Raw genomic sequence first — 18,821 nt, 5'->3', positions numbered from 1 at the left:
CGTGCGCTGCGAGGATGCAGCTACGCTACCCTAGGCATCCACCACCTCTATCGTTACTTTCACTTGGCAAACTTACGGTTCTTGAGTAGCTTTCAGCATGCTCGCAAAGCACTACCCCGAGAGCTGGAAGGGCCGGCCACGGACTGACGGCCCCCGCTCTGTCCTTGTCACCGGTGCCGGGGGCAGAATCGGTACGCGCTTCGCACAGGCCGCCAAGGACCAGTACGCCTTGAAATTAATGCTTCGCCCGGGCCACTCTGCCGAGCAAACAGCCCGGCTCGAGGGCTGCGGCACGATCGTGGAGGCCCGGCTGGAAGACCTGGAGGCCTTGACCGGCCTCTTTGACGGGGTCGACACCATCGTCCATCTGGCAGCCGAATCATCGCCTTTTGCCGAATGGGAAACCCTGCATCGCGACAACATTATCGGCGCCTATAACGTCGTACAGGCCGCACGAAGCGCCGGCTGCCGCCGGGTCATTCTCGCCTCCAGTATCCATGCGGTTTCCGCCTACCCCGCCGAGGAACAAGTAAAAACACACGAACCCGTCTGCCCGGGTGACCTCTACGGCGTGAGCAAATGTTTTGCCGAAGCCCTCGGTCGTTACACGGCCGAAGTCCATGGCCTCTCCTGCATCGCGATCCGCATCGGCATGTTTCTCTCCCGCAAAACAATCCGGTCGCGACACCCACAGGGCGGACTCGATTTCTGGGTCTCACCCCGCGATTTGAACCAATTGATTCAGCTCTGTATTGAAAACGAAGACCTCTTGTTCGCGGTCTTTCACGGCATCAGTGACAATCAATTCAAGCACCTGGACATCTCGGACGCCCGCGAATTACTGGGCTACGAGCCCCAGGACGACGCCTTCGCTGAGACAGAAGAAGATATCGACTGGCCTCACTGAGCCAAACGGCTCCCCCCCCCCCCCAATTAACGGGACTGTCATTTGACTTTCAGCCGGCACAAAACTCCCTATGTGCCATGAAAGCACTACTGACCTCACTCACCCTTCTCGCGGCTGGACATGCCTCAGCCGCCATGCTCCAACAATCCGTTCCCTACGAGCAGGACGGCGTCCAATTCGAAGGCACCCTGATCTACAATCTCGAGGCCGCGGAAGCAGCCGAGCTACCCGGGATTCTCATGGTTCCGAACTGGATGGGACCCTCGGAAAACGCCTTTGAAAAAGCCCGCATGCTGGCTGGTGACGACTACGCCATTTTTGTGGCCGATATGTACGGTGTGACTGTACGCCCGTCCAATGCCAAGGAAGCGGGCGCAGCCGCCGGCACCATAAGGACCGACCGTGAGCTGATGCGGGCGCGGGCCAATAAGGCCGTTGAAGTCTTCCAGGAACTGGCCGAAAACGGCCCCATCGATGAAGACCGCATCCTCGCCATCGGCTTTTGCTTTGGCGGAGGCACCGTTCTCGAACTCGCCCGCAGCGGCAACGACGATATCCTCGGGGTGGTTTCCTTCCATGGCGACCTGATGTCGCCCACGCTCAGCGATTCGGAGGACATCGAGATTCCGGTACTCGTGCTCCACGGGGCCGATGACCCCTACGTGCCGAAGGAAGACGTCGATACCTTCATCAACGCCATGAAGGCGGGCGAAGTCGACGACTGGCGACTGGTCATGTTCAGCGGCGCGGTCCACTCCTTCACAAACCCGGAAGCGGACTCGGACGGTTCGCGCTACGACGCCCGAACCGCCAAGCGTGCCTTCGAAATGATGCATGACTTTGCCGACGAGTTGTTCGACGACTGATGTGGAAGCGACACGCCTGTCTCCTTTTCAACCTGTCCGATTGACAATCGGCCTAGTATAACTAATGTTATAACAATGCCGATCAAAACCAAAGTCCGCAAAATAGGAAACTCCTACGGGATCGTCCTCCCCAAAGAAGCGCTTCAAGCACTCAAGGTTGAAGAAGGCGCGGAGCTTTACCTGACAGAGGCCCCAAACAACACGCTGAACATCAATCCGGAACGGCCTGGTTTCGATGAAATCATGCGCGTGGCGGAAGAAGGCATGCAAAGGTATCGCAATACCATGCGGGAACTGGCCAAATGAACGAGCCAAACTGGTTGAGCCCAGAAGCAATCCACACGATCCACAGCCTTTCAATTGCTCGCTTTGGAGGTGGTGATGGACTGAGAGATGCATCCGCACTGGACACTTCAATCAATCGACCGCTACAGCATTTCAGCTACGCAGATCCCGCACCAAGCATCTTCGAACTTGCTGCAGTCTACTGCTCTGGAATCGTTAAAAGTCACCCCTTTATTGACGGCAATAAGCGAACCGGATTCATGGCTGCCTATACTTTTCTCGGTATCAACGGCTATCAACTAATCGCCACCGAGGAAGACGCCGCCCTCCAGATCCTTGCACTAGCTGACAGTCGATTGAGCGACGAAGCACTTACTGCCTGGCTTGAGCTTCATTGCCGACCACGCGATTAGCGGTTCTGCAAGAACCCACGCCAGCTGCGATAACCGGAAATATCCTCCGCCTGCTGTCCAACAGTCGCCTCACAGAGGAAGCCGTGCACCTTGCGGCCGTCTTCCAACTCGATCTCGCCGAGCCCAAGCGGCTGGTGGATTGTTGCAAGAAATTGACCCAGCGAAGCTTTCGGGAAACACCATTCCTCGGCGGCAATCGTACTGCCGTCCGAATCCACCCGGTAGATGCCGGGCCGATGGGGCGCGGGTTCCGGCAGGTAAACCATGCGGTATTTGGCTGCGGTCTTCACCTCGCCGAGTAGCTTGCCTCCAAGCTCAATCACTTGAGAGTTTAAAGGCAGACCACTCATGTGCGCCCCAAAGAGCAGAATCGAGATTGTACCTATGGTAGGGTCCGTTGTCCCCAACGGACCGTCACCCGGTCCCTCTGCGGCGATCTTCAACAAGGCCGCATCGCGGTCACGCGGCGCGATCCATGTGATGCCGAAGGGCAAGCCGGACTCGCTTTCGCCCGCCGGAGTCGCCACAGCGCAGAGGTCGAACAGGTTCATGAAGTTGGTGTAGTAACCGAGCTTCGAATTGGGGCCGATCGGATCCGCATCCATCTCCGCCAAAGTCGGAAAACCGCCGGCCGTCGGCGTAACAATGGCCGTCACACCTTCCCAGCGTGCTTCGCTTTCCCGTTTCAGCGCCGCCAACTTATAGGCCGCGGCAAAAGCGTCGCGTGCCGAATGGTCCGCCCCGCCAGCGATGATCGTACGCGTGGCCGGAAAGAAGTCGTCCGCATTTGTTTTCAGGAATTCCTCCAGAGCGGTGTAACGCTCCGAGACCCAGGGACCCTCGTAGAGCAAGCGAGCCGCACTCAGGAAGGGCTCAAAGTCGACTTCGACCAATTCCCATCCCTTCGCCTTCAATGCTTCCAACCTCTTCAGCCAGGCAGACTCATAACCGGCATCGCCGAAGAACATCAACTGCTCCGGTCTGGGCACGCCGAGTTTGTTCGTCTGCGGTAAGGATTCGCTCTTCAGCGGACGCGAGTAAGGGTCCGAGACGTCGTAGCCTTCGGCGGCCTTCAAAACACTCGAACAGTCCGCTGCATTCCAGGCAAAGATGGAAACGCAATCGAGCGTGCGGCAGGCAGGCACCACGCCGTTTGTGCTCAAGCGCCCGCAGCTCGGCTTAAGTCCCCAGAGCTTGTTGAAAGCGGCCGGCACACGTCCGGATCCCGCGGTGTCCGTGCCGAGTGAAAAACTGACCAGTCCCTCCGAAAGCGAGACGGCTGAACCGCTGCTCGATCCTCCCGGCACGCGATCCGGCGCGATCGGGTTGCGCGGGATCGGATAAGGCGAGCGCACCCCCACCAAGCCCGTGGCAAACTGGTCCAGATTGGTTTTACCGACGGGAATCGCACCCGCCTGTATGAGGTTTTCCACTACAGGTGCCGACTCCTCCGGAGTGTAGGCGTAGGCCGGACAAGCCGCGGTCGTGGGCACGCCCGCCAAATCGATATTGTCCTTGATCGCGAAGGGAATACCGTAAAGCGGCAGATCTTTCGGATCCGAGCCCTCCAACTTTTCCAGATACGGCTCCAACTCGGCTTCGCTGAGTTGATGAATCCAGATTCCGGGATTTGCCACGTCCTCAATTCGTGTGCGGATGCAACGCATCAGCTCGCGCGGATTCAGCGCACCGCACAAGTAGGCTTTACGGAGTGTTCCGATATCTAGAGAGCAGGTAGAGGTCATTGGTAAGATCGGTGAATGTTAATTGTATCGTAGTCGCACCGCTTTAGCCGTGCGACCGCATGAAAGACCCGGTTCCAATTGCACATTCGGGCGACCGGCTAAAGCAAGTCGCCTACGTTGGATACTACTGGAAACCAAGACCCTCATGCTTGATTCATGATTTTGGTGTGATCGCAAACAGAACCTGACCGGGCGCAACACCCTGGCCTTCCTTACAGAGACATGTGCTGAGAATACCGGATACCGGCGCGTCGAGATTGATCTCCATCTTCATGGATTCGAGAACGGCCAGTGTCTCTCCGGCCTTCACTTCGCGGCCTTCTTCGGAGACGAGTGTTTTCCAGACACTGCCGGCCACCGGGCTTTCCACCGGCTCACTGCCTTCCGGCAACTCGAATTCGACATCGCCGACCGCACCATCCGGTTCGTCAACATAGGCTTCAAGACCGGCGGCTTTCCAGCGGGCCCGTTCCGCATCAAAGGCGGCTTGCTGCTTATGCTTGAACTCCTTGATGCTCGTATCATTGGCGGCCAGAAAGGCCTCGTATTCGCTCAAGCTGAAGTGACCTTCTTCGATCTTCGGGTTGAACCGGCCCTGCGGGCAATCATGGCGCATCTGCAGCAACTCTTCGCCGCCAACCGGATAGAACTTGATCTGGTCGAAGAAACGCAGCAGCCAGGGCTTGCCCGGTTCGAACGAAGGCGTCGATTTGTAGCGGTTCCACATCTGGATCGTTCGTCCGACAAACTGGTAACCTCCGGGACCTTCCATCCCGTAGACGCACATGTAAGCTCCACCGATGCCGACCGCATTCTCTGGTGTCCAAGTACGTGCCGGGTTGTATTTGGTAGTAACCAACCGGTGCCTCGGATCGAGCGGGGTCGCCACCGGCGCGCCGAGATAAACGTCGCCCAGGCCCAGCACCACATAACGCGCGTTGAAAACCACGTCGAACACTTCGTCTATTGTATCCAATCCATTGATACGCCGTATGAACTCGATATTGTCCGGACACCAGGGCGCATCCGGCCGCACGGATTGCATATACTTCTGGATCGCCTCCCGGGTCGAAGGGTCGTCCCATGAAAGCGGCAGATGCACGATGCGCGAGGGTACGGTGATATCCTCCAGCGGTGGCAGCTTTGCATTGACCACGGCGATCCATGCCGCAATCGATTCTGCGCTGACTTGCCCTGGATTGAAATGCACCTGCAGCGAACGGATGCCGGGCGTCAGGTCTTCAATCGCGGCGAACCGTTCCTTTTTCAGCGCTTCGTAAAGCACGTGGATGTGGAAGCGCAACTTGAAATCGAGCAACATGGGGCCGACCTCCGCAAGCACATAGGCATCACCGGCCTGCCGGACCACCAGTCGCGAGGCCCCCTCCCCTGAATCATGCAGGATGAGCTCATCCTCTTCCGGGATATAAGCGCTGTCATCCGACTTAAGCGGACGCACGATCGTAGCATCCTGCCCTTCACCAGCCAGGTACTCTTCGTAACGATTGCGCAAGGTCTCCGCTTCTTCGCGGCTGACGCAACGGAAACGGACCGTATCACCCGGCTTCAACTGCCCCATCTTCCAGAGCTCGCAGTCAATGATCGTAGCCGGACAAACGAAACCACCCAAGCTCGGCCCATCCGGACCCAGAATCACCGGCATGTCGCCGGTAAAGTCGATCGCGCCGATTGCGTAGGCATTGTCATGCAAATTCGAGGGGTGCAAGCCCGCCTCACCGCCATCGGATCGGGCCCACTCAGGCTTCGGGCCAATCAAGCGAACGCCCGTGCGCGCCGAATTGTAGTGCACCTCCCAATCGGTCGTGAAAAACATTTTGACATCACCTTCGGTGAAGAAATCGGGCGCACCATGCGGTCCGTAAAGAACGGCAATCTCCCAGGCGTGTGTCAACTCGGGTTGGTCCGCTTCAGCCAATGCCTCGGCTTCGATGCCTTCGGGTTCGTCCCCGAGGTGCAAGACATCCGCCAGTCGCAAGGCACGCCCACCGTGACCACCGAACTGCCCCAAGGTAAAGGTGGACCGGCTGCCAAGATACTGCGGTACGTCGATTCCACCAAGAATACACAGGTAACTGCGCACTCCTGCTCCATGTGTCTTGCCTATATCCAGAATGCTGCCGGCCGGAATTTCGAACGGCTTGTAGAAATCCACCGATTCGCCGTCTAGCGTGGCATCCATGTGCGCACCGGTCAGAACCGCAGTGCATGTAGTGTAGAATTGAATACGTGGGCCTGTCGCGGTAATTTCCAATCCGGCCGCATCAGGTGCGTTGCCCAACAGGCGGTTCCCCAGGCGAAGGGAGAGCGAATCCATCGGACCCGATGGCGGCACGCCCACTTCCCAATAGCCGATACGCCCCGGGTAGTCTTGGACAGTCGTCATTGTGCCGGAACGCAAAATCTCAAAACTGCGCGGCTCGTATTTATGGCCGGCGAGGGATTTCGTCACCATCTCCCCTTGAACAAAGACATCCGAAGCCACGACCGAACGCACGTAGCGCAGGTTCGTCTCAATCCCATCCAGCCGGGTCTCCGAGAGCGCCTGAGTCATCAACTCGATCGCATGTTCGCGGGTCGTGTTGTGCACCTGGACTTTCGCCAGCAAAGGATCGTAATACGGGCTCACTTCCGTGCCGGAGCTCACCCAGTGGTCACAGCGAACTTCGCTCGGGAAAACAACTCGGGTGAGCAAGCCACTCGACGGTTGAAAGTCCTTGTTCGGATCTTCCGCATACAGACGCGCTTGGATCGCATGTCCTTGTTGCGGCACCTCATTTTGCTCCGGGGACAAAGTCATGTCACCCGACGCAAGCTGCACCATCCAGCTCACCAGATCGACACCAGTGACGAGCTCCGTAACACCATGCTCTACCTGTAGACGGGTGTTCACTTCGAGGAAGTAGAACTCACGGCTGTCGTTGTCGTAGATAAATTCGACGGTCCCCGCGGAACGGTATTGCACCGCTTGGGCCAGACGACGCGCGGAGCTTTGCAGTTCCTCCAAGACTGATGCCGGTACATTGGCGGGCGGGGTTTCTTCAATGACTTTCTGGTTGCGGCGCTGGGTCGAACAATCGCGTACGCCTAGGGAAACCACATTCCCTTGGCCGTCTCCGAAAATCTGCACCTCCAGGTGACGCGCATGCACCACGAATTTTTCCAGGAAGATGCCACCTTGGCCGAAGTGGCTTTGGCTCAGGCGCTCGACCCGCTCGTAGGCATTGACCAAGGTCGCCTCATCCGGACAGACCTGCATTCCAATACCACCGCCGCCAGCGGTGCTTTTCAACATCACCGGGTAACCGATCCTGGCAGCCACCACCTTTGCTTCTTCAAGGTCCTTCAACAGCGGACTTCCCGGCAGCAGCGGCACTTGATTTTCCTCGGCCAATCGACGTGCCTCGTGCTTCAGGCCAAAGTCCAACATCTGTTGTGGAGTCGGTCCGATGAATGCGATGCCAGCTGTTTCACAGGCGTCGGCGAAGGCGGCATTCTCACTGAGAAGACCATAGCCGGGATGAACCGCTTGGGCACCTGTGGATTTCGCTACTTCGAGAATCTTGTCGATCTTCAGGTAGCTTTCACTGACGGGCGCCGCCCCAAGACAGAAGCTCTCACCGGCCATGGCGACATGGGGCGCATCGCGGTCGGCCTCCGAATAGACCGCAACCGAAGCGACGCCCAACGCGTCCAGGGTGCGGATGATGCGGCATGCAATCTCACCGCGATTGGCAATAAGGACTTTGGAAAACATGTTTAAACTATTTTAGGAACCACAGATGGACACGGATGAACACCGATGGAAACATGCGGCTAATAATCAGTGTCTATCCGAGTGAATCCGTGGTTAAAAATTAATCCCAGATGAGCGCTTCGACGGGTGTCGGGTTGTAGGCGTTGCAGGGATTGTTGAGTTGCGGGCAGTTCGAGATCAGGCACATGACATCCCGCTCGGCCACCATCTCCACATAGCGTCCGGGTGCGGAAATACCGTCCTCGAAGGTCAGCTTACCTTCGGGAGTCACCGGCACATTCATGAAGAAGTTGATGTTGCAGGTAATGTCACGCTTGCCGAGATCCGGCCCCCAGTGCTGGATACCGCAGATGAAACTGTCGCGGCAGGCGTGCATGTGCTCCTTCTCATGCGCATAACGCATGGTATTGCTCTCACGTGAACAAGCCCCGCCCAAGGTGTCATGGCGTCCGCAGGTATCGGCCGTAATCCGAAGGAGGATGTCGCCTTCGGTGGAGATCAGTTCCGTCCCGGACGTCAGGTAAAGTGCCGCCTGCCGTTGAATGGTGTCGGATGCGCTGTAGCGGTTTTCCGGATTGTGCGCATCGTAGAACAGCGTGTCGGCCGCCTGGTTGCCCTCAAGGTCGAGGATTCGCAAGGTTTGCCCCTTCTTGATTTCATGGAGCCAGAACTCACCTGCGGGAATCACTTCGCGGTAAGCCGCGGTTTCTGGGGATAGTTTGCTTTCGGTTGTCATGGTGAATGTTCCTTTATTGCAGGAGAGCTTGCGGCCACGACCCGGGTAAGTAAGTCGCAGCCCCAACCCTCCTACGGTTAAAATCTCAAATCGTTGTAGGTTTTCGTGTTCTCGAATGCCCGGAGATTTTCCGGACGCGACTGGAAACAAGGATCCTCCGCCGTCGGTGCCTCCGTCTTGAAGACCTCGAGTTTGACATGCCCCGGGTCGTATTCCGGATTCGGGTCGAGTGGATGCTGGCAGGTGTTCAGCACAACCAGTGTGTCCAGCTCGAAACGAAGGTCGACGTAACTGCCCGGCTTCGTGGCACCCGTCACATAACTGAGCTTGCCCGACTCGTCGGAAACCACCTTGGAAAACCAATTCAGGTTCGGCACCAGGTCACGCTTCCCCAGCCCCCATTTGGCCAGTTCGATCAGAAAGGCCCGCTTCGCGTCGCGGTAGCATTCGTTGCGCGCCTCCTGGTAAGGCTTGCTGCCGTATTTCTTTTCGACGAGTGCCGCATCCGAGCATCCGCAAACCGTGTCGTGCCAACCCGCCGTGTCCTCAGTGATCGAACAGAAGAGTCGTCCCATGTCCGAGTGCACACAGAACGGCGCAGTCAGGTAGAAGATATGCTGCCCCTTCAGCGTATCCGGCATGTTGTAGCGCTCCTGCTTTTCCAATGCGTTGTAAAGCAGCATGCCGACGTTGGCTTTGCCTTCCAAGTCCGTCATCCGGAGCGTCTTGCCCCGGCCGATAACCTTGGACCACATGGTGGCTCCATGGAGTGTTGTCTCGTAGATCGTATTCATGATTGGGATAGGTTAAAACAGGCGTGCGTAGTGATCGATCTCCCACTGGCTGATACGCTGGTGGTACTGGCGCCATTCCTCCGCCTTGTAGGTGATGAATTCCTTGCGAAGCTCCTCCCCCAGGACCTCGCCGACAAACGGATCCGAAGCAAAGGCCTCGACTGCCTCGTCCAGCGAGCGTGGCAGCTCACCGATACCACGCGCTGCAAGCTGCTCCGGAGAAAGTTCGTAGAGGTTGTCTTCCTGCGGTTCGCCCGGATTGAGCTTTTCCTTGATACCTTCAAGGCCAGCCGCCAAGGCCATAGCCGCGGCCAGGTAGGGATTGCAGGCCGCATCCGCATTGCGTGACTCGACACGGCCACCGACCATCGGCACACGCAGCGAGTTCGTGCGGTTGTTGCTTCCGTAGGAATTGAAAACCGGCGCCCATGAGTAGTAGGACATCAAGCCGCGACGAACCAGACGCTTGTAACTGTTGACCGTGGGTGCAAAGGTCGCACAGAGCGCGGGCCCGTGCTTGAGAATACCGGCACTGAACTGGTAGCCGAGCTCTGTCAGTCCCAGGCCGCGCGGGTCTTCCGCCTTCGGACACTTGAAGAGGTTTTGACCGGTGCTCTTGTCGTAGAGCGACATGTTGAAATGCGCCCCGCTGCCGGTCTTGTCCGCAAACGGCTTGGGCATGAAGGTCGCGATCAAGCCTTCCTCCGCCGCATAGTGTTTCGCCATGTAGCGGAAGAATACGTAACGGTCGCACATCGTAAGCGCGTCCGCATATTTGAAGTCGAACTCGAACTGCGAGTTCGCGTCTTCGTGGTCAAGGGAATACAATTCCCAGCCGAGATCGTCGATCGTCGTGGCCATCTTGTCCAGCCATCCATAGCGGTCCATGAAGCGTTTGAAGTCGTAGCAGCTCTTGTTCAGATTGTCGTCGCTGTTCGGGATCTCGATACGCCCGTCCTCGGTCATCCGCAAAACGAAGACCTCACACTCGATCCCGAGATTCATCCCGAAGCCCATCGATTCGGCTTCCTTCAGCACCTTCTGCAACACGACCCGGGCATTCACTTCGTAGGGTTTGCCATGCAGCGTGTTGTCGGCCGGTATCCAGGCCACTTCCGGGTTCCAGGGCAGCGGAATGATCATGCCGAGGTCAGGAACGGACGCGATCTCGTCGTCATTCGGACGTTGGCCCAATCCGTCCAGCGCATAGCCGGTGTACAGCTCGGAGCCCTCCGCGAATTCCGCGAAATGGCTTATCGGCACAACCTTGCCCTTGGGCACACCGTGGATGTCCACGTAATTGCCGGCGCAGTATTTGACGCCCGCGGCTTCGAGACGCCTTTGGATCTCGGCAACCTGTTCGGCAGTGAAGCGCTCGGCATCATAGATGTTGCCGGCAGACTTGTTGTAAGCGGAGTAGATTTCTTTGCTCATTTTGTATGTGATTTTTAAATACGTTTAAAATAGGAGGCGTCCAGGGGCGGGGTTTCGCGGAGACCGTGCTCGACACGGGAAACAAGCGCGTTGACCAAATGCTCGAACAGGCGCTGGCCGCCGAATACGGAAGCCTCGCTGGGCTTGCCCGTCACCCCGTTCGTGCTCGTGCGGTTGACCGGATGGCTGAACACACAGTCGCCCGTACGGTCCGGGTCATCCGATTCGGCGAGCTTGTCCTCGCGGACCATCTCCGGTGCCACCGCCATCATCAGACTGGTTTCGGCGGCATTGGCATGCCAATCCTCACCATCGGTTGTGAAAGCGGCCTCGATCACCGGTGTGAGTGTACCCGTATTCCAGCCGGCCACCATTAGGTCGTCATAGCGGCAGCGCAATGTATCCAGGGCGCATCGCACCGATGCCGCATTCCCCACATGTGAATTAACCAGGAACAAGCGGCGGATCCCCGCCTGGTAGAGCCAGTCACCCATGTCACAGAGCACCGCGATCATGGTCGTCGGCGACAGCGCGACCGTGCCCGGCCAGCGATGCGAATGTCCGATGGAACAACCGTAGCTGAGCACAGGCAGGACCGGCACTCCCGTCTTGCCGCCGACTTCCCGGCAGAGCTTGTCCGCCAGCACACTGTCCATCCCGGTGCCGAGATGCGGACCGTGCTGCTCGGTCGCGCCGAGCGGGAGGATGGCGGCGTCACAGCCGTCCCCGATGCACTCGAGGATTTCCGGCCAGGTCATGGCCTCCCATTGACTGTGCTTTGTATCCGTCATGGCACTACTCGACATTGTCGCCGGCATCCGTCATGCGGACGATCGGCAGCTTCTCCATCGTGGTTTCCTTTTGCGGGTGGATGAGTTCCTCCAGACGTTGTTTAACCGCCAGAAATTCCGGTGAAATGAACTGCTCGGGGCTGCGCGGACGCGGGACCGGCACCTCGATGAACTCCTGTATCTCGCCTGGATTCGCCTTCAAGACGAGGATGCGGTCGGAGAGATAAATCGCCTCGTCGAGGTCGTGGGTCACGAACATGATCGTCACATCCACGTTCTTCCAGATCTGCAGCAGGTAGGCCTGCATTTGGGATCGCGTCTGGGCATCCAGCGCACCGAAGGGCTCGTCCATGAAGAGAATCTGCGGCTGGTTCGCAAGGGCGCGCGCGATGGCCACGCGTTGCTTCATCCCGCCCGATAGCTGGCTCGGGTAGGCTTCGGCGAACTTGCCCAGCCCGACGAGCTCGATCCATTGCATGGCTTCCTGTTCCACGGAAGAGCCCGAACGGCCGTTCACTTCGAGACCGAACATGACATTCTTCTTCACCGTCAGCCAAGGGAAAAGCGTATAACCTTGGAATACCATGCCACGGTCCGCACCGGGGCCGCTGACTTCCTTACCCTCGAGCAGGAAACGCCCACCGGTCGGGTATTCCAGACCGGCCAGCATCCGGATGAGTGTCGATTTGCCACATCCGGACGGCCCGATGACGGAGATGAACTCACGCCGGTGCACCTTGAAACTGACATCCTTGAGGACGTGCACATCCCCCTTCGTGGTCGAGAAAGTCTTGCTCAGGTTTTCCACGCTCAGCTTGACCGACCGCCGACGGATGGCTGCGAAACGCGACGCGACAGCTTCACTTTGCAGATGATAATCGGGTAAATCGATCTGTGTCATTTGGAAGCCTTTCTAGGTTCGGTTTTTACATAGACATCACGGTCCAGCATCCAGAAGGTGAAACGCCCGATCGGGCCGTGCTTCTTGTCGGAGGACTCCGGTGTCCAGGGGAAGAAATACTTACGTAAGGAGGACAGAATCTGGTCGGTCACAAAGCCCGTGACACCGATCAGAATAATGACCGGAAATACACTATCGAAGTTACGCCAGCGGCCTTGGGTTTCAATGAACTCGGTCAAACCGCTCTTCACACCGATGAGCTCGGCAATCACCAGCCAGGTCCAGGACCAGCCCAGCAGAATCCGCATATCGTTGAAAAGGTTCGGCGTGATACCCGGGAGAATGACCCGCCGGATCATGGTCAGTTTCTTTGCCCCCAGTGTCTGCGCCGCTTCAAGGAGCGATTCGTCGAGCTGCCGCGTGGTATTGGAGACCACCAGCACCATCTGGAAAAAGGTGCCGACAAAGACCAGGGCGATCTTGGGTGCGTCATGGGCGAGGAAAATCGCCACCAGGAGCGTGCTGAAGGCCGGTGCCGGCATGTAGCGGAAGAAGTCAATGAAGGGCTCGAACAACTTGGAGAAAAAATCAAAAGTCCCGCAAAGCACGCCGAGCGGCACACCGAAAAGACAGGAAAAGAGGAAGCCGAGAAAGACGATTCGCAGCGAGTGCTTGTAACGCGTGAACATCGACGGCTTGTCGCCATCCGGTTCACGGGTGAAATCCTGCCAGCCCTTGAGCACCACTTCATGTGGAGCCGGCAAGTAAACCGGATTTGCTGGACGCCCTTGGGGAATGAGCTTTTCGAGTGGCTCTTCCGGTAAGAGCTTTGCGTTAAAGGTTTCGCTCCGGGCTGACATGATCGCCCAATTGCGCTTTATGACAGCAAGATTGGCTTCGCTGAGTTTGGGCTGATTGCCGCTCAAGCTTCCCTCGGCGACCTCTTTCCAAATCTCATAGAGTTTGGAATCGTCCTCAGCTTCGGCCCGGCTGAGCCAGCCATTGGAAATCGCAACCGCGGCCATGTGACGCAGTATCTTGGTATTGGCCCGACGTGTGCGGAAGCCTCCATTTTCAATCTCGCCCGCCTCACGTGCCTGACGCAGGGCCGCATTCTCCGCTTCCACATCCTGCACAAAGCCCGGATAATATTCCCGCGATAGGTGGTCGCCCGCCGTAAACACAGTGGTCACGCCTTCGCGGTCCGCAGAAATCTGCAGCTTGATATCCGGATGCCAGATAAACGGCGTGTAACTGACGATCGACCATGTCAGCAGCGGCATGATGAAAGAACAGACCGTCAGCAAGAGCCGGCGTTTGGCTCCGAGCTCCTTGCGCACCGCAAACCAGGGACGTGGAACTTTAATCTTTTTTGTATTCGAAGGCATTCGTATTTGCGGTGGATCTTGATTTCCGGGCAAAAAGAAGGCGGACCGAACCGTCTATGGGTAGCGGCCCGCCTTCAGCGAAATTCGACTCGTTGGAAAAGCGAAGTAAGACTTACTTCACCGATTCAGCGTATTCCTTGGTCAGGCTGGGATCGAGGTATTGCTCTGTCTTGAGGTTTTCCTCGTAGACACCCTGTGACACGTTGAAATCATCGGCGATGACGTTGGAACCGTAAACAGACCCCAGGCCATCACCCTTTTCCCAGATCTTGAGGGCTTCATCCAGACTCAGGATGTAAGTGCCTTGGAAAAAGGGTTCGTATTCTTCAGGAGAAATTTCCACGCGGGATGCCAGAATGGCCAGCGCTTCGTCGATATTTTCCTCATCCTTGATGAAGCTGACGATGCGATACCAGACCTTGACGACTTTTTCCCAGTCTGCACGACGTGTTTCCAGACTTTCCGGATCCACGGACAGAAGGTCATAGACGATACCGGGTGCGTCGGCAGTGGTCAGGACCGGCTTGGAACCCGGAACCGCCTTGAGGGCTTGGCCGGAGTTCGGCTGCCAGGCGCCGATCGCATCGACTGCACCGGACTTGAGCACTTGCGGAGTCTCATTGGTCGGTGTGTTGACAATGATGAACGCGGAAGGATCGATCCCGGCGAGTTCAGCGCCCTTCAGAAGGAGAAGGTGCTCGACGAAGCCTTCTTCCAGTCCGATCTTCTTACCCTTCAGGTCGGCCAGCGTCTCGATCCCCGGAGCGGCCACGATCATATCGTTCCCGTTCGAGTAGTCGTTGATGATGATCCCGACGGAAGGCTTGCCGGTGCCGCCGGTGACAAGCGCGTCACCATTGGTCATTGTCACAGCGTCCACCGTACCGGCTACATAGGCGTCCATCGACGCCACATAGTCCATCCAGTAGAATTCAACTTCGACGCCTTCTTCCTCAAACCAGCCTTTATCGATACCGATCTGCCATGCGACCCATCCGGGCCAGTCGCTGTATGCGATCTTGAGGGGTTCCGCGGGAAGTGCATTGGCGGCACAAAGGGCCAGCGCACCGAGGAGGGTCCGTTTCGTAGAACGGGCAAGTGACTTGAACTTGAACATAACGTTTGGATTTGGGTGTTAGTTGCTAGGTGCTGCTCCCTGCACGGGGCATGAGAACGATTTATGCTAGGGCAGAAAGCATGCCAACGACGCTCAAAGCGGTAGAAAGTAATAAAATTTACCAAAAAAGTATTACGATTGGAACCCTCTATGCTGGATCGTATGAAGATGGATAAAAAAGTACCAAAAACCACAGCACAGCGGATCAGCATCTCGCTTCCGGCGAAGCTTGCCACCGAGCTTGATGCCATGATCGAACGCCGGGGGTTTCACAACCGTTCCCAGGCAATTGCCGAAATGATCGAGCAACACCTGACCGAGAACCGGCAGGAAAACGAGGAAGCCGTCATGGCGGGTACCATCACCCTGATCTATGATGCCGCCAAGCCGGGCTTGCTGGAGAAACTGGCCAATATCGAGCGCGAACACATCGAAGAATGCATCAGCAGCCAGCACATCCTGCTCGAAGGTAACTTTATCCTCGAAGTTGTCCTTGTACAGGGCCCGGTCCAGAAGCTGCGCCATATTACGGACCGCATGCTCACCTGCAAGGGGGTCAACAGCGGCAAGCTCACGCTGACCAGCAAGATTATTCCCCAAGTTCACAGACCGCTCTGATCTTTGCGCAATTTTGTAAATATTTTCCAGATTATACAATTTTAGCCTCCGGGAAAATCCCGCTACGCTTTACATTTACGCAGTCTTGTTAATATCACCCATGAATAATCTTCGAGGGCATTCCTGACTCGACGCTTGTCAGCTTGCCCTCGCTGGATTTCATTACCCGACTTCAACCAATCGCATTATCATGTCTGAAGCAGTCTCAGAAATCGGCCTTATTGGCCTCGCCGTCATGGGCCAGAACCTGGCTCTCAACATTGCCGACCACGGCTTCAAAATTTCGGTTTACAACCGCACGACCTCCAAGATGGAGGAATTCGTTGCCGCCAATCCGGACACACCCGGCGGCCTGGTCGGCTGTGAAACCCTCGAAGGTTTCGTCGCCTCCCTCAAGCGCCCGCGCAAGGTGATCATCCTCGTCCAGGCCGGTGCCGCCACCGACAAGGTGATTGAAGGCCTCATCCCGCTCATGGAAGAAGGTGACATCATCATTGACGGCGGTAACGCCAAGTGGGACGACACCATCCGCCGCGAGAAGGAACTGACCGCCAAAGGCCTGCGCTTCATCGGTTCCGGTGTTTCCGGTGGTGAAGAAGGTGCCCGTTTTGGTCCCTCCCTCATGCCCGGTGGTACCGAAGAAGCCTGGCAATATCTCAAGCCGGTCTGGGAAGCGATCGCCGCCAAGGTCGATCCGGACACCGGTAAGCCGCTCGAAGGCGCCGAGCCGGGCAAGCCGGTCGAAGGCGGTTTCAGCTGCACTACCTATATCGGTCCCGACGGTGCCGGCCACTATGTCAAGATGGTCCACAACGGCATCGAATACGGCGACATGCAAATGATCTGCGAGGCCTACGACCTTATGCAAAACGTGCTCGGCCTCACCCCGAGCGAGATGGGTGATATCTTTGGCGAATGGAACAAGGGCGACCTCGACTCCTTCCTCATCGAGATCACTGCTGACATCCTCAAGCAAGCCGACCCGGTCACCGGCAAGCCCTTTGTCGACATCGTCCTGGACACCGCCGGCCAGAAAGGCACCGGTAAATGGACCTCGGTCAACGCACTCGACATGGGCACTCCGGCACCGACCGTGGCCGAGGCCGTCTTCGCCCGCTGCCTCTCTGCAGTGAAGGAAGAGCGTGTCGCCGCCGAGACGATCCTGACCGGCCCGGACGCACCCGAGTTCACCGGCGACAAGACCGAGATGGTCGAAGCCATCCGTCAGGCGCTCTACTGCTCGAAGATCTGCTCCTACGCCCAGGGCTTCCAGCTCATGCGCGAAGCACAGAAGGAATACAACTGGACGCTGGACTTCGGCAAGATCGCTCAGATCTTCCGCGGCGGCTGCATCATCCGCGCCGCCTTCCTGCAGAAGATCACCGAGGCCTATGCCCGCGATCCGGAACTCGCCAACTTGCTCCTCGATCCCTATTTCAAGGGCGCAATCGACGCCTGCCAAGCCAGCTGGCGCAAAGTCGTCGCTCTGGCCGCCCAATACGGCGTCTCGATCCCGACCTTCAGCTCGGCCCTCTCCTACTACGACGGCTACCGCACCGCACGTCTCCCGCAAAACCTGCTTCAGGCCCAGCGCGACTACTTCGGTGCCCATACCTACGAACGCGTCGATCAACCCCGCGGCCAATTCTACCATATCGACTGGCCCAAGCCCGATCGCCCGCAAATCGAAGCTTAAGCGCAAACAAGCTATTTATCAAAAGCCTCCCGATCCGGGAGGCTTTTTTGTGGCTCACAGTCCGGTATCAAACGGAAAAGTCGTTATAATACCAATCGAATGCTTAGTCAGCTTTACAATCCGCCATTTCAGCGCGGACGGTATTTCAAAGCTTCCATTCGGGAATAGGATAAGTTACAAGCACCCCCTATTACCTCTGAACTACCAATGAAGGAGTTTTCCCGCCAGCCCGACAATGTACGTATCCTGGTTGTAGATGATCAGCCACAGAACCTCGCTATTGTCGGCGAGATCCTCAAGCGGGACGGCTTGAAATTTTTCTTTGCGACCAATGGGGAGGAAGCGATTCAAGCCGCCAAGGAAGAACAACCGGGCTTGATCCTCCTGGATGTGATGATGCCCGGATCGGATGGTTTCACTGTCTGCCGGCAACTGAAAGCGGATAAGACCACATCCGGCATCCCGATTATCTTCCTTACCGCAAAATCGGAAACGGTGGATACGGTCAATGGATTGTCCGCAGGAGGAGTCGATTACATCCGCAAGCCGGTCAACCAGGAAGAGCTGCTGGCTCGGGTGCACACCCACCTCGACCTCTTCATTGCCCGCAAAAACCTGGAGAAGCTCTATCATAAGAAAACCGAGTTGCTGCGGACACTTGCCCACGACATCAAGAACCCGGCCGGTGCGATCGAAGGCCTCGCCCAGGAGTTGATCTACGATTTGAACCATGGCGAGTTCGACGTGGCGGAATGCCTTTCCCTGCTTGAATTGATGGCGTCCTCCGCCAAAGGCATGCTGGATCTGGTGAAAGAGATACTGGATGAGGAAAGATCCGAACACTCTGGCTCCGCATTTCTCAATGACGGTCCGGTCGACGTCGCCGAAGTCCTTGGTCAACTCGTGCAACTCAACACTGTCATGGCCCAAAAACGCTCGATCCAACTCCGATTGGTCCGGCACATCGATGTCAATTTAGGGGTGAGCCGCCGCGTACTCTCAGAAATATTTGATAATATCATTAACAACGCGGTGAAGTATTCCGCAGCGTCCAGCCTGGTCGAGGTACACCTTATGCCGTCGGCCAGCGGACCAAAGGCGCTTCGCATTGAGGTGCGCGACCAGGCACCCGTCATCTCGGAAGATGAACGTTACCGCCTCTTTCAGGAGTTTTCACGCGGTTCCGATCATGGACACGATGGTTCCAGCTCGGCCTCACACGGTATCGGGCTCTCCATTGTCAAACGACTGGTCAAGCTCCTGCAGGGAGAAGTGGGCGCTCTGCCTCGGCCGGATGCGATGGGAAATATTTTTTATGTGGAGCTACCACGCGGATAAGACGGAATCATCTCATG

16 protein-coding genes are annotated in these 18,821 nt (G+C 57.2%); 7 read left to right on the top strand and 9 right to left on the bottom strand.

The genetic code is table 11. The annotated features are described in order from the left end of the window. Positions 1–97: 97 nt before the first annotated feature. From O2597_RS08905 to O2597_RS08890, 4 genes are all read left to right on the top strand, one after another. Positions 98–907 (top strand): NAD-dependent epimerase/dehydratase family protein, encoded by an 810-nt coding sequence (locus O2597_RS08905; protein ID WP_269524084.1) that lies wholly within the window; start codon positions 98–100, stop codon positions 905–907. Between the two features lie 77 nt (positions 908–984). Then, positions 985–1,773, top strand: coding sequence for a dienelactone hydrolase family protein (locus O2597_RS08900; protein WP_269524083.1), 789 nt, complete (start codon positions 985–987; stop codon positions 1,771–1,773). Between the two features lie 75 nt (positions 1,774–1,848). Further along, the gene (locus tag O2597_RS08895) at positions 1,849–2,079 is read left to right on the top strand and encodes an AbrB/MazE/SpoVT family DNA-binding domain-containing protein (RefSeq protein ID WP_269524082.1); all 231 of its coding nucleotides are present in this window, start codon (positions 1,849–1,851) and stop codon (positions 2,077–2,079) included. Continuing rightward, entirely contained in the window at positions 2,076–2,471 is a 396-nt protein-coding gene (locus tag O2597_RS08890; RefSeq protein ID WP_269524081.1) for a type II toxin-antitoxin system death-on-curing family toxin, read from the top strand. Before O2597_RS08895 ends, O2597_RS08890 begins: the two co-directional genes overlap by 4 nt. On the opposite strand, the gene atzF is transcribed toward O2597_RS08890, so the two are convergent. From atzF to O2597_RS08845, 9 genes are all read right to left on the bottom strand, one after another. Then, positions 2,468–4,216, bottom strand: a complete 1,749-nt coding sequence (gene atzF, locus O2597_RS08885; protein ID WP_269524080.1) for an allophanate hydrolase — start codon at positions 4,214–4,216, stop codon at positions 2,468–2,470. The genes O2597_RS08890 and atzF overlap by 4 nt on opposite strands. A gap of 154 nt (positions 4,217–4,370) precedes the next feature. Beyond that, entirely contained in the window at positions 4,371–7,991 is a 3,621-nt protein-coding gene (uca, locus tag O2597_RS08880) for an urea carboxylase (protein ID WP_269524078.1), read from the bottom strand. A 100-nt stretch (positions 7,992–8,091) separates the two neighbouring features. Further along, on the bottom strand, positions 8,092–8,727 hold the full coding sequence (locus O2597_RS08875) for an urea amidolyase associated protein UAAP2 (protein ID WP_269524076.1): 636 nt from the start codon (positions 8,725–8,727) through the stop codon (positions 8,092–8,094). A gap of 77 nt (positions 8,728–8,804) precedes the next feature. Then, positions 8,805–9,521 carry an urea amidolyase associated protein UAAP1 gene (locus tag O2597_RS08870; RefSeq protein ID WP_269524074.1) on the bottom strand — a complete coding sequence of 239 codons (717 nt, stop codon included), beginning with the start codon at positions 9,519–9,521 and terminating at the stop codon, positions 8,805–8,807. Positions 9,522–9,533: 12 nt separating this feature from the next. Continuing rightward, on the bottom strand, positions 9,534–10,955 hold the full coding sequence (gene glnT, locus O2597_RS08865; protein ID WP_269524073.1) for a type III glutamate--ammonia ligase: 1,422 nt from the start codon (positions 10,953–10,955) through the stop codon (positions 9,534–9,536). 14 nt (positions 10,956–10,969) lie between these two features. Further along, positions 10,970–11,746: a creatininase family protein gene (locus tag O2597_RS08860; protein WP_269524072.1), complete on the bottom strand. Its 777-nt coding sequence runs from the start codon at positions 11,744–11,746 to the stop codon at positions 10,970–10,972. Between the two features lie 4 nt (positions 11,747–11,750). Continuing rightward, positions 11,751–12,647 (bottom strand): ABC transporter ATP-binding protein, encoded by an 897-nt coding sequence (locus tag O2597_RS08855; RefSeq protein WP_269524071.1) that lies wholly within the window; start codon positions 12,645–12,647, stop codon positions 11,751–11,753. Continuing rightward, the gene (locus tag O2597_RS08850) at positions 12,644–14,035 is read right to left on the bottom strand and encodes an ABC transporter permease (RefSeq protein WP_269524069.1); all 1,392 of its coding nucleotides are present in this window, start codon (positions 14,033–14,035) and stop codon (positions 12,644–12,646) included. Before O2597_RS08850 ends, O2597_RS08855 begins: the two co-directional genes overlap by 4 nt. A gap of 112 nt (positions 14,036–14,147) precedes the next feature. Continuing rightward, positions 14,148–15,152: an ABC transporter substrate-binding protein gene (locus O2597_RS08845; RefSeq protein WP_269524067.1), complete on the bottom strand. Its 1,005-nt coding sequence runs from the start codon at positions 15,150–15,152 to the stop codon at positions 14,148–14,150. Between the two features lie 168 nt (positions 15,153–15,320). Here O2597_RS08845 and nikR point away from each other — a divergent pair, with 168 nt between their 5' ends. The 3 genes from nikR to O2597_RS08830 all read left to right on the top strand — a co-directional run bounded on the left by nikR (position 15,321) and on the right by O2597_RS08830 (position 18,804). Beyond that, positions 15,321–15,770: a nickel-responsive transcriptional regulator NikR gene (nikR, locus tag O2597_RS08840; protein ID WP_269524065.1), complete on the top strand. Its 450-nt coding sequence runs from the start codon at positions 15,321–15,323 to the stop codon at positions 15,768–15,770. A 190-nt stretch (positions 15,771–15,960) separates the two neighbouring features. Further along, positions 15,961–17,466, top strand: coding sequence for an NADP-dependent phosphogluconate dehydrogenase (gene gndA / locus O2597_RS08835; protein WP_269524063.1), 1,506 nt, complete (start codon positions 15,961–15,963; stop codon positions 17,464–17,466). Positions 17,467–17,673: 207 nt separating this feature from the next. After that, on the top strand, positions 17,674–18,804 hold the full coding sequence (locus O2597_RS08830) for an ATP-binding response regulator (RefSeq protein ID WP_269524061.1): 1,131 nt from the start codon (positions 17,674–17,676) through the stop codon (positions 18,802–18,804). The last annotated feature ends 17 nt before the right edge of the window (positions 18,805–18,821 follow it).

Source organism: Coraliomargarita parva, from assembly GCF_027257905.1.
Classification (GTDB): Bacteria; Verrucomicrobiota; Verrucomicrobiia; order Opitutales; family Coraliomargaritaceae; genus Coraliomargarita_A; species Coraliomargarita_A parva.
This window is presented reverse-complemented; position numbering and strand designations above follow the sequence as displayed.

What these genes read in the sequence shown, in the direction of transcription:
- O2597_RS08890 (WP_269524081.1), top strand. Translation starts at nt 2,076, where the DNA reads ATGAACGAGCCAAACTGGTTGAGCCCAGAAGCAATCCACACGATCCAC.
- gndA (WP_269524063.1), top strand. Translation starts at nt 15,961, where the DNA reads ATGTCTGAAGCAGTCTCAGAAATCGGCCTTATTGGCCTCGCCGTCATG.
- O2597_RS08905 (WP_269524084.1), top strand. Translation starts at nt 98, where the DNA reads ATGCTCGCAAAGCACTACCCCGAGAGCTGGAAGGGCCGGCCACGGACT.
- O2597_RS08830 (WP_269524061.1), top strand. Translation starts at nt 17,674, where the DNA reads ATGAAGGAGTTTTCCCGCCAGCCCGACAATGTACGTATCCTGGTTGTA.
- O2597_RS08845 (WP_269524067.1), bottom strand. Translation starts at nt 15,152, where the DNA reads ATGTTCAAGTTCAAGTCACTTGCCCGTTCTACGAAACGGACCCTCCTC.
- O2597_RS08895 (WP_269524082.1), top strand. Translation starts at nt 1,849, where the DNA reads ATGCCGATCAAAACCAAAGTCCGCAAAATAGGAAACTCCTACGGGATC.
- glnT (WP_269524073.1), bottom strand. Translation starts at nt 10,955, where the DNA reads ATGAGCAAAGAAATCTACTCCGCTTACAACAAGTCTGCCGGCAACATC.
- O2597_RS08900 (WP_269524083.1), top strand. Translation starts at nt 985, where the DNA reads ATGAAAGCACTACTGACCTCACTCACCCTTCTCGCGGCTGGACATGCC.
- O2597_RS08855 (WP_269524071.1), bottom strand. Translation starts at nt 12,647, where the DNA reads ATGACACAGATCGATTTACCCGATTATCATCTGCAAAGTGAAGCTGTC.
- O2597_RS08870 (WP_269524074.1), bottom strand. Translation starts at nt 9,521, where the DNA reads ATGAATACGATCTACGAGACAACACTCCATGGAGCCACCATGTGGTCC.
- atzF (WP_269524080.1), bottom strand. Translation starts at nt 4,216, where the DNA reads ATGACCTCTACCTGCTCTCTAGATATCGGAACACTCCGTAAAGCCTAC.
- O2597_RS08850 (WP_269524069.1), bottom strand. Translation starts at nt 14,035, where the DNA reads ATGCCTTCGAATACAAAAAAGATTAAAGTTCCACGTCCCTGGTTTGCG.
- uca (WP_269524078.1), bottom strand. Translation starts at nt 7,991, where the DNA reads ATGTTTTCCAAAGTCCTTATTGCCAATCGCGGTGAGATTGCATGCCGC.
- O2597_RS08875 (WP_269524076.1), bottom strand. Translation starts at nt 8,727, where the DNA reads ATGACAACCGAAAGCAAACTATCCCCAGAAACCGCGGCTTACCGCGAA.
- nikR (WP_269524065.1), top strand. Translation starts at nt 15,321, where the DNA reads ATGGATAAAAAAGTACCAAAAACCACAGCACAGCGGATCAGCATCTCG.
- O2597_RS08860 (WP_269524072.1), bottom strand. Translation starts at nt 11,746, where the DNA reads ATGACGGATACAAAGCACAGTCAATGGGAGGCCATGACCTGGCCGGAA.